We start from the raw sequence: 8578 nt of genomic DNA on the forward strand, positions 1-8578 counted from the left end.
GCCCGCACTGTGACCTAGCGTCAGCTGGTGATGTCCCGGGTCGTCAGCCGCGCCCAGGCCGCGGCGCCGAACACGACCACGTAGCCCAATTGGATCAGCAGGTTGCGCTCGATGTTCGTCAGGTACACCGGGTCCCGCAGCAGGTCCGCGTAGGAGGACCACTGGTAGGTGTACAGCCAGGGCTGGATCGCCGAGAGCTGCGGGATGACCTGCAGAATCCCGGCCAGGATCGTCAGCCCGGTGGCCACCGCCATCGCCGCGATCGGCGTGTCGGTGAGCGTGGAGACGAACAGGCCGATCGCGGCCAGGCCGAGCAGCGAGGCCGCCACCAGCAGCGTGATCCAGACCGCCTTGACCAGCGCCGCGCCCATGCCGATCGAGTCGCCGGACAGCAGCGTCACCTGGCCGGTCGGGAACAGCGCGAGCCCGGTCAGCAGCGCCGCGCCCGAGACCACGGCCGTGGACACCAGGCAGAAGATCGCCAGCGAGACGGCCTTGACCGTCAGCAGGCGCATCCGTCCGGCCGGGGCGACGAGCAGGTAGCGCAGCGTGCCCTGCGCGGCCTCGCCGGAGATCGAATCCCCGGAGACCACGCCGAGCGCCATCGGCAGGAAGACCGGCAGCGTCAGCGAGAGCGCGGCGAACACCAGGAACAGGCCGTTGTTGGACACCTCCGCCAGGAAGCCGCCGTCGCCGCCGTGCCGGTGCGTGCCGACCTTGAGCGCCACGCCGAGCGCGACCGGAATCAGCGCAAGCGCGCCGAGCAGCGCGAGATTCCGGTTCCGCCGGAACATCGTCCGCAGCTCGTTGGCCAGCAGCGATCCGCGCGGCGACCACCGCGTGCGCGGGATGGTGCCGGTCAGCACTGCGCTACTCTGCGACATCGAAGCCCTCCCCGGTCAGCGCCACGAACGCGTCCTCCAGCGAGGGCCGCTCGATCCCGTATGCCAGCACGCGCACCCCGGCGCCGACCAGCGCCGCACACACCACGTCCGGCTCCAGGCCGTTCTGCGCATCGCAGTCCACGCGCTGTCCGTCCGTGCGCACGTCTGCTCCGCCCTGTTCCTTGAGCACGGTCGCCGCCTCGCCGGTATCGGGCGTCGTGACCACGAGCCGCGCCTTGAGCCCCTCGCGCAGTTCGGCCACGGTGCCCTGGCTGACCAGGCGGCCGCGGCTCATGATCGCGACGTCCGTGCACACCTGCTCGATCTCGTCCAGCAGGTGCGAGGACAGGAAGATCGTCGTGCCCTGCGACGCGAGCGAGGTGATCAGGGCGCGGATCTCCCGCATGCCCTGCGGGTCGAGGCCGTTCGTCGGCTCGTCCAGGATCAGCAGGTCGCGCGGCTGCAGCAGCGCGCAGGCCAGGCCCAGCCGCTGCTTCATGCCGAGCGAGTACGCCTTGGCCTTCTTCTCCGCCGCGTTCGACAGCCCCACCTGCTCCAGCGCGTGCTCGATCCGGGTGGCGCGGCTGCCCGGATCGGCGGTCCGGTCGGCCGCGTCGTACCTGGCCAGGTTGGCCCGGCCGCTCAGGTACGGATAGTGCGCCGGGCCCTCGATCAGCGCGCCGACCCGGGTGAGCGTGCCGACGTGCGCCGCGTCCACGGTCTGGCCGAACAGCTCGGCCCCGCCCGCGCTCGGCGCGATCAGGCCGAGCAGCATCCGGATCGTGGTCGTCTTGCCCGAGCCGTTCGGCCCGAGGAAGCCGAACACCGAGCCGTGCGGAACCCGCAGGTCGAGGCCGTCCACCGCGAGCTGCCCGCCGCGATAACGCTTGGACAGCCCGCTGGTGGAAATGGCCGAAGAGTCGCCGTTCACTACTTGCTGCCCTGCGCGTTCGCGTCGGCCTCGAGCACCTTTGGCGTCACGGCGCCGAGGAAGACCCGGCCGTCATTCGTGATCAGCACGGAGATGACGTTGGTCGTGAAGACCTTGCCGCTGCCGAACTTCCCGCTCACGTTCGCGCCGCCGCCGAGCAGGCTGTTGAGGTATCCGCTCACGGCGCCGCCGGTCAGCTGCGAGCTGCCGCCATCGGAGTTGGGCGAGTTGTTCGAGCCGCTGGTCACGGACGAACCCGCGCCGCTGACGGCCTGCTGCAACTGCGCCAGGTTGACGTTGTGCAGCTCGGCGATCGAAAGCCAGCTGGTGCCGAGCACCTCGGGGTTCAGGCTCTGCTCGGTCGGCTGGCCCTTGGCGCTGGTTCCGGTTCCCTTTTCGTTACTCCCGAACGGAGTCACCGTCGCGCCCTTCGGCGCGGTGAACTCGAAGCGGGACGCGGAGGGCGCGGTCAGCGATACCGAACTGAAGGAGAGGTCGAACAGCGGGGTACTCGACCCGACCGGGTAGATCGTCACGCCGAGGGGCGTGCCGGTCGCGGAGTCGACGGAGATCTCCGCCTGCCCGATCAGCGAACCCGACTGCTTCGGCGTGAGTACCAGCAGGTACGCCGAGTGGCCCGCTACAGTACGCGGCGTGCCGACACTCACCTGCGTGGTCGGAGAGAGGTTGGTGAGCAGTTGCTGCGCCGCCGCCTGTGGAGTCAGCTCGGGGTACTGCTTGTTCGCGCCGGACTTCGCGGACTTCTCAGCCTTGGTGCCTGCGTGCGCGGCGGTCGTCCCCTCCTCGACCGTGTTCGTCTCGCTGTCGTACGTCCAGAACTTCGTCCCGTTGTGAATCAGGTCGTACTCGGAGAGCTGGTCCAGCAACGCGATACGCTGCTGGTCCGGCCCGTTCGCCGCCACTTGGAGCGTGTGCGTGCCGCTCAGCAGAGAGAAGGGGTTCGCGGTGCCGGAAAGATCGGGCAGCTGCGGCAGGCCGAGGTCGGTACTCAGGCTCATCGTGCCCGAGAAGGCGTCCACCTTGGACGAGGCGACCTTCGCCAACAGCTGCTGTGCGGAGACGGCGGGCAGGCTCGGGGTGGCCGAGGCCAGGCTCGGCGCGAGTGCCGCGCCCCCGGCGATCACGGCGACCACGGACAGCGGCGCGAGGGCGCGCACCGTCCCCCGGCGGTACCACGGCTTGTTCGTCTTGCTCGGCTGCTCGTTCATAATGCCCATCTCAGCACTGATCGGCGCGAGCGGGATCCGCCCACGGACGGCACTTCACATCATCCTCACGGCGGACTGCGGATATCCTCATGGCAAGCACATCTAAGCCCCCTACTACTAGCGCGAGCATGACCGCATACATTCGACGCTACCTGCTGGTCCACGGCGCCTACCTCGTCGTCGTGCTCTCGCTGCTCGCCTGGTACGGCCTGACGCCGGGTCAGGCGCTGGCCCGGTTCGACGGCCAGCACTACCTCCAGATCGCCAGTACCGGGTACGTCGACAAGCTGACGTTCCTCACGGACGGCAAGCCCGCGCGGATGAACATCGCGTTCTTCCCGCTCTACCCGCTGCTGATGGCGGCGCTGCACGCGGTCACCCGGCTGCCGATGGAGATCGCCGGGCTCGTCCTCTCGCTCGCGGCGTCGCTGGCCACGGCGATCGGCCTCGGTGTGCTGCTCGAACCGCTCTTCGGCCGGCGCACCGCCCTGTGGACGGTGACGATCTGGGCCGTCGGCGTGGACGCGATCGTCCAGTCGATGCTCTACGCACAGCCACTCATCGCCGCGTTCGCCGTCTGGGGCGCGATCGCGATCCGCAGGCGCAAGCCGCTGCTCGGGGCCGTCTGCGCGATCGGCGCCGGCCTGAGCCATTCGACCGGCCTCGGCCTGATCGTCGTCGTGATGGCCGGTTCCGCGCTGATGATCCGCGAGGCGGCGCGCAAGAAGCAGTGGCGCGCCACGTTCGCCCCGGCCGCCGCGTTCGTCCTGGCGCCGATGGGACTGGTCGGCTACATCGCATTCCTTGCGGTGCGCTTCCACCGCCTAGACGCCTGGTTCCTCGCCGAGTCCGCGCCCGGCTGGAGCTCGGAGTTCGACTTCGGCAAGTACAGCGCCCGCACCGTGTTCGGCCAACTCGACTCCACCGACTGGTTCGCGCCCAACGGCGTGCCGCACCTCGTGGCCAGCCTGTGGATCCTGCCGGGCGTCGGGATCATGCTCTGGCTGCTGCGCGACCAGGGCTGGTGGCCGAAACGCCTCCGGCGCTTCCGGCGCACGTCGTCGGTGGCGGTGGCGGGGGCGTCGGCTTCGCAGTCGCGGTCACCGTCGTCCTCTGGCGCGTCGCAGTCACCATCGCCCTCGTCGGCGTCGCAGTCACTGTCGCCCTTGGCAGCATCGCAGTCGCAGTCGCAGTCGTCTTCGTCAGCGTCGCAGTCACCGTCGCCCTCGGCAGCGTCGGCGTCGGTGTCACTGTCGTCCTTGGCAGCGTCGCAGTCGCAGCCACCCTCGTCCTCGTCCTCGTCCTCGCAGTCGCGGTCACCGTCGCCCTCGGCCGCGCCCTCGTTCTCGTCCCCGCTGGAGGCCCCGCGTCCCCGCGTCCCCTGGGAGCTGACCCTCTTCTCCCTCGTCACCTTCGCCGTGATCCTCACGAACTCCGGCCCGTGGGGCAGCAAGCCGCGCTTCCTGATCCCCGCGCTCGGGCTCTGCGTCCCGCCCGCGATCTGGCTCGGCCGGCTCGACCACCGTCCCCGCGTGCAGCGGGCGATCGTGCTCGGCATCGCCCTCGTATCCGTACTCTGCTGCGCCTACCTGGACGGCCCGTCCCCCTCAGCGCTCTGAGGAGGACGGGCCGCGGCCGCTACCGGTAGTTCGTGAACTGCACCGCGAAGTCGAAGTCCTGCCCCTTCAGCAGCGCGATGACCGCCTGCAGGTCATCGCGGGACTTCGAGGTCACGCGCAGCTCCTCGCCCTGGATCTGGGCCTTGATGCCCTTAGGCCCCTCGTCCCGGATCAGCTTGGCGACCTTCTTCGCGTTGTCCTGCGAGATGCCCTCGGTCACCTCCGCGCTGATCTTGTACTCCTTGCCGGAGGCCGCCGGCTCCGAGGCGTCCAGCGTCTTGAGCGAGATCCCGCGCTTGATCAGCTTGTCCTTGAAGACGTCGAGCACGGCCTTGACCCGCTCCTCGGTGCCGGCCCGCATCTCGATCTTCTCGCCGCTCCAGGCGATCGTCGCGCCGGTGTTCTTGAAGTCGAAGCGCTGCGCCAGCTCACGGCCGGTCTGGCCCAGCGCGTTGTCCACTTCCTGCCGGTCCACCTTGCTGACCACGTCGAAACTCGACTCGCTCGCCATCTCGACCCTCCTCGTCGTCCGAAGTCGCGTCCGTTATCCACCGAACTCTATCGACTCCGGCCGACGCGATTACTCCGCGGCGAGCGAGTCGACGAACCAGGGCCCCGGCGTGCCGAGCCCCGTCGCGTCGTCGTACCCGGCTGTCGCCTTCAGATCGCCGTCCGAGCCGAGCCCGGCGACCGCCGCCTGCTGCCCCTGGAACGGCGGGAAGACCTCGGCGATCGGCTGCCGCGCGTTCGACGGCGTGTCCGTCACGTTCCGGATCGTGTCCGAGCCGCCCACCAGGCCGTCGAGGTACAGCGTCGGATTCACGAAGCCGAGCGGGAGGCCGTCGCGCACGCCGATCGAGTCCGCCTCGAGCCCGGACAGCAGCGGACTGGCCAGGCTCGTCCCGCCGATCGCCGCCTCGGCGTACCCCGTCTTCCCGTCCGGAAGCTGCTGGGTCGCGCCGACGAGCAGCCCCGTGAACGGATCCGCGTCGAGCGAGATATCCGGCACGACCCGCCGCGCGCTGGTCGCCTTCGCGCCGGTCAGCAGCGTGCCGGAGAGTGATGAGGGCACGACGTGCTCCTGGTACCAGGGCTGCGCGAAGTCCGCCGCCGTCCCACCGCCCCCGCCGAAGATCCACCCGGCCGCACTCCACCCGGTCCCCGCTCCGTTGAGTAGCCAAGCCCGCGTCCCCCACGACGTGTTCCACGCCAGTCGCCCGCCCGAGTCGATGGCCGCCGACGTGCCGCCGACCGCCGTCACCCATCCATCGCTCGCCGGAAACGTCGTCTGCGCGTAGCTCGACTGCAGCCCGCTCGACCCGCCGCACGTGGTCGTGGGGGAGTTGTCCCCGCAGTCGCCCGACGAGAAGTTCACCGTGATGCCCTCCACCGCCGCGAGCTGGAACAGGTGGTCGTACTCCGCGATCGTCGCCGCGGCCTCGTCACCCGAGGTGCTGTGCAGCGGCCCGCCCCACGAATCCGAGATGACCTGCGCGAGGTGATGCGTAATCAGATCGGACAGCGCGGCCAGCAGATCCGAGTCCTGGCACGAGTTCGCACCGTAATACAGGACATGGGACCCGGGAGCCATCGCGTGCACGGCCTCCACATCGAGCGACTCCTCCGAAGCCCACCCCGCGGCCCCACCACACGCGGCCTCCGAATTCCACGCGGACGGCGTCACGTCCTCCGCGTACTGCCCCGCCGCGAACTGCGGCAGCCCATTCTCCGCCGACCAAGCGTTCGCATCGCTACGCATCGTCGCCGACCCATACGCGTCGACAATCGCCACCGTAGCCCCGTCCCCCGAGTGCCCAGCCGCCCCGTACGCGGACCGAAGCTGCCCCGCCGAGTACCCACAGACCGTATACGGCTCCTGAGTCCCCCCGAAAGCCGGATCCGTCTTATCAACCACCTGGCCGTAATACGCCGAACACGGACTAGGAATCAACGGCCCCGCCGGCGCAGCCGCAGCCGTCCCCCCGCCGCCCCTACGCAGTTCCCCCGCCGCCCCGGCGGCCGTCACATGCTGCGCATACATAGTCTGCGACACCGAACTAAGCCCCGTAATCGCCCCAATATCCGCCGCCACCCCCGCCGGCACCACCGGATCCCCCTCCGGCGCCACCGCGTCCTGCCCTCCCGAATCCGCCTGCGGCGCGGCAGCGTTCCGCCCTCCCGGATCCGCTTGCGCCGCGGCAGCGTTCTGTCGTCCCGGATCCGCCTGCGGCGCGGCCGCCTCCTGTCCTCCCGGGCTTCGCTGTGTCGCGACCGCGTCTTGGCCCCCGGACGTCACTCCATCCTGCGGCGCGACCGCGCCCTGCCCGCCCGAGTTTCCCTGTGTCGCGACCGTGTCCTGTCCCCCAGACGCCACTGCGCTCTCCGCCCCAGACGCCACCGCGTCCTGCTGCCCCCCAGACTCTGCTGCCGCACGGAACGTCCTCATCTCAACCCCATACGCCTTCTCCACCTCCCCCGTCGTCCCCTGCGCCTGCACATACTCCCCATCCACGCCCGTCACCCGCAGCCCTGCCCGCGTCAGCCACGCGGTCACCGACGCCGCCTCCGCAGCCGTCGGCGCATACCTATCCGCCGCCTCCGTCGCACTCAGAAAGTGCCGATACGCCGCGTCCCCCGGCGTCGAAACCGCCCGCGCATACGCCGCCAGCCCCTGCGGATCCGCCCCCGCCAAAAACACCCGCGTCGTCATCATCGACGAAGCCGCCGGCACGCCCACCGCATTCCCCGCCGTCGCCCACCCCGGCCGCACCCCGGCCAGCCTCACCATCCCCGACGCCGGATCTCCCTGCGCACCCGCAGCCCCCGCCACCGTCCCGACCCCAGACGTCGGCTCCGCCGGCGCCGCGCCCCCGGTCACCCCCGCCAGCCCGGACGACGGCTCCGCCTGCGCACCCCCGGTCACCCCCGCCAGCCCGGACGACGGATCCGCTTGCGCGCGCCCAGCCACCGCCCCCAGCCCGGACGAAGGCTCCGCCTGGGCACCCCTCGCCCCCACCGTCAACGCCCCGACCAGCGCCGCGACCGCCCCCACGGCCACCACCCCCACCCAAAACCCCGTCCCCCGATCACCACTCCGACCACGACTCCGCTCGCGCCGGACACCCCGGACACGCTGGACATCCCGGACCCGTCCCGACTCCGACTCCACCACGCAGCGACTCTTCTTCCCAAGCACAGCGGCAAGGCCTCTCATTCTGTGAGGTGCGGCGCTGATCACCTCCCCGCCCCACGCCGCCCCGAACAGACCCGCCCACGAACGAGCGACACGTCCACCCACCCACTCACTCGCCCAATCACCCCCTGACCAGCCCACTCTCCGCACCCCCGCCCCCGCCCCAAAGCCGGTTGCGAAGCACCCCCCGCCATGAGGTAATCTTTCCGAGGCCACCCCGCAAGGGGCGGTCATCCCAGGCAGATTGCCCGAGCGGCCAATGGGAGCGGACTGTAAATCCGTCGGCGTAGCCTACCCAGGTTCGAATCCTGGATCTGCCACACCAGCAAAAAGGGCCCCTGAACAGCGAAAACGCTGCGCAGGGGCCCTTAGTCATTCTCCGGCGGATTGCGGTTCGCTACGGCGGATTACGGTTGCTTCTTCCCAATGGCTTCCCACGGGATCATTCGTCGGGAGTGCCTTCCGGCGGCGTCTCTCCGTCGGCGGGGTCTGCTTTGTCGACCTCGGTCGGCTCGGCCGGCTTCGATGTCGGCGGCGTCGCCGTGCGCATGCGCCGCCTCGCGGCGATTACCGCTGCACGGATCTGGTCACCCTCGTCCCGCATCGCCTTCTGCGCGTGCCTGGCAGCTTCTTGCTATGCAACGTCTGTTGCTCATGAGGACCGTCGGGCGGTGGCTTGTCGGTTGGAGCCGCTGATCACGAGACGGCTTCCGGCAGCTGCA

General features: G+C 70.1%; 6 protein-coding genes, 1 tRNA gene and 1 pseudogene. 2 read left to right on the forward strand and 6 right to left on the reverse strand.

Annotation, left to right across the window (positions count from 1 at the left end; genetic code table 11):
• Positions 1-20 precede the first annotated feature (20 nt).
• From VG296_RS00765 to VG296_RS00775, 3 genes are read right to left on the reverse strand one after another with little or no spacing between them, the layout of a single operon-like run.
• Positions 21-884 (reverse strand): ABC transporter permease, encoded by an 864-nt coding sequence (locus tag VG296_RS00765; protein WP_325561915.1) that lies wholly within the window; start codon positions 882-884, stop codon positions 21-23.
• Entirely contained in the window at positions 871-1815 is a 945-nt protein-coding gene (locus tag VG296_RS00770) for an ABC transporter ATP-binding protein (protein WP_325561917.1), read from the reverse strand. Before VG296_RS00770 ends, VG296_RS00765 begins: the two co-directional genes overlap by 14 nt.
• Complete coding sequence (locus VG296_RS00775; protein WP_325561919.1) at positions 1815-3044, reverse strand: hypothetical protein; 1230 nt, start codon at positions 3042-3044, stop codon at positions 1815-1817. Before VG296_RS00775 ends, VG296_RS00770 begins: the two co-directional genes overlap by 1 nt.
• A gap of 128 nt (positions 3045-3172) precedes the next feature.
• On the opposite strand from VG296_RS00775, the gene VG296_RS00780 reads away from it, so the two are divergent.
• On the forward strand, positions 3173-4663 hold the full coding sequence (locus VG296_RS00780; RefSeq protein WP_325561921.1) for a hypothetical protein: 1491 nt from the start codon (positions 3173-3175) through the stop codon (positions 4661-4663).
• A gap of 19 nt (positions 4664-4682) precedes the next feature.
• Here VG296_RS00780 and VG296_RS00785 read toward each other — a convergent pair whose 3' ends face one another.
• From VG296_RS00785 to VG296_RS33135, 3 genes and pseudogenes are all read right to left on the reverse strand, one after another.
• Positions 4683-5174 carry a YajQ family cyclic di-GMP-binding protein gene (locus VG296_RS00785; RefSeq protein WP_325561923.1) on the reverse strand — a complete coding sequence of 164 codons (492 nt, stop codon included), beginning with the start codon at positions 5172-5174 and terminating at the stop codon, positions 4683-4685.
• A gap of 69 nt (positions 5175-5243) precedes the next feature.
• Positions 5244-6422 carry a hypothetical protein gene (locus VG296_RS00790; protein ID WP_325561925.1) on the reverse strand — a complete coding sequence of 393 codons (1179 nt, stop codon included), beginning with the start codon at positions 6420-6422 and terminating at the stop codon, positions 5244-5246.
• Between the two features lie 669 nt (positions 6423-7091).
• Positions 7092-8090, reverse strand: a pseudogene (locus tag VG296_RS33135) (protease pro-enzyme activation domain-containing protein); the annotation flags it as partial.
• Positions 8091-8094: 4 nt separating this feature from the next.
• On the opposite strand from VG296_RS33135, the gene VG296_RS00795 reads away from it, so the two are divergent.
• Positions 8095-8176: transfer RNA gene (locus VG296_RS00795), tRNA-Tyr, on the forward strand.
• Positions 8177-8578 lie beyond the last annotated feature (402 nt).

Origin of the sequence: Actinospica sp., from assembly GCF_035552695.1 — a bacterium.
GTDB lineage: Bacteria > Actinomycetota > Actinomycetes > Streptomycetales > Catenulisporaceae > Actinospica.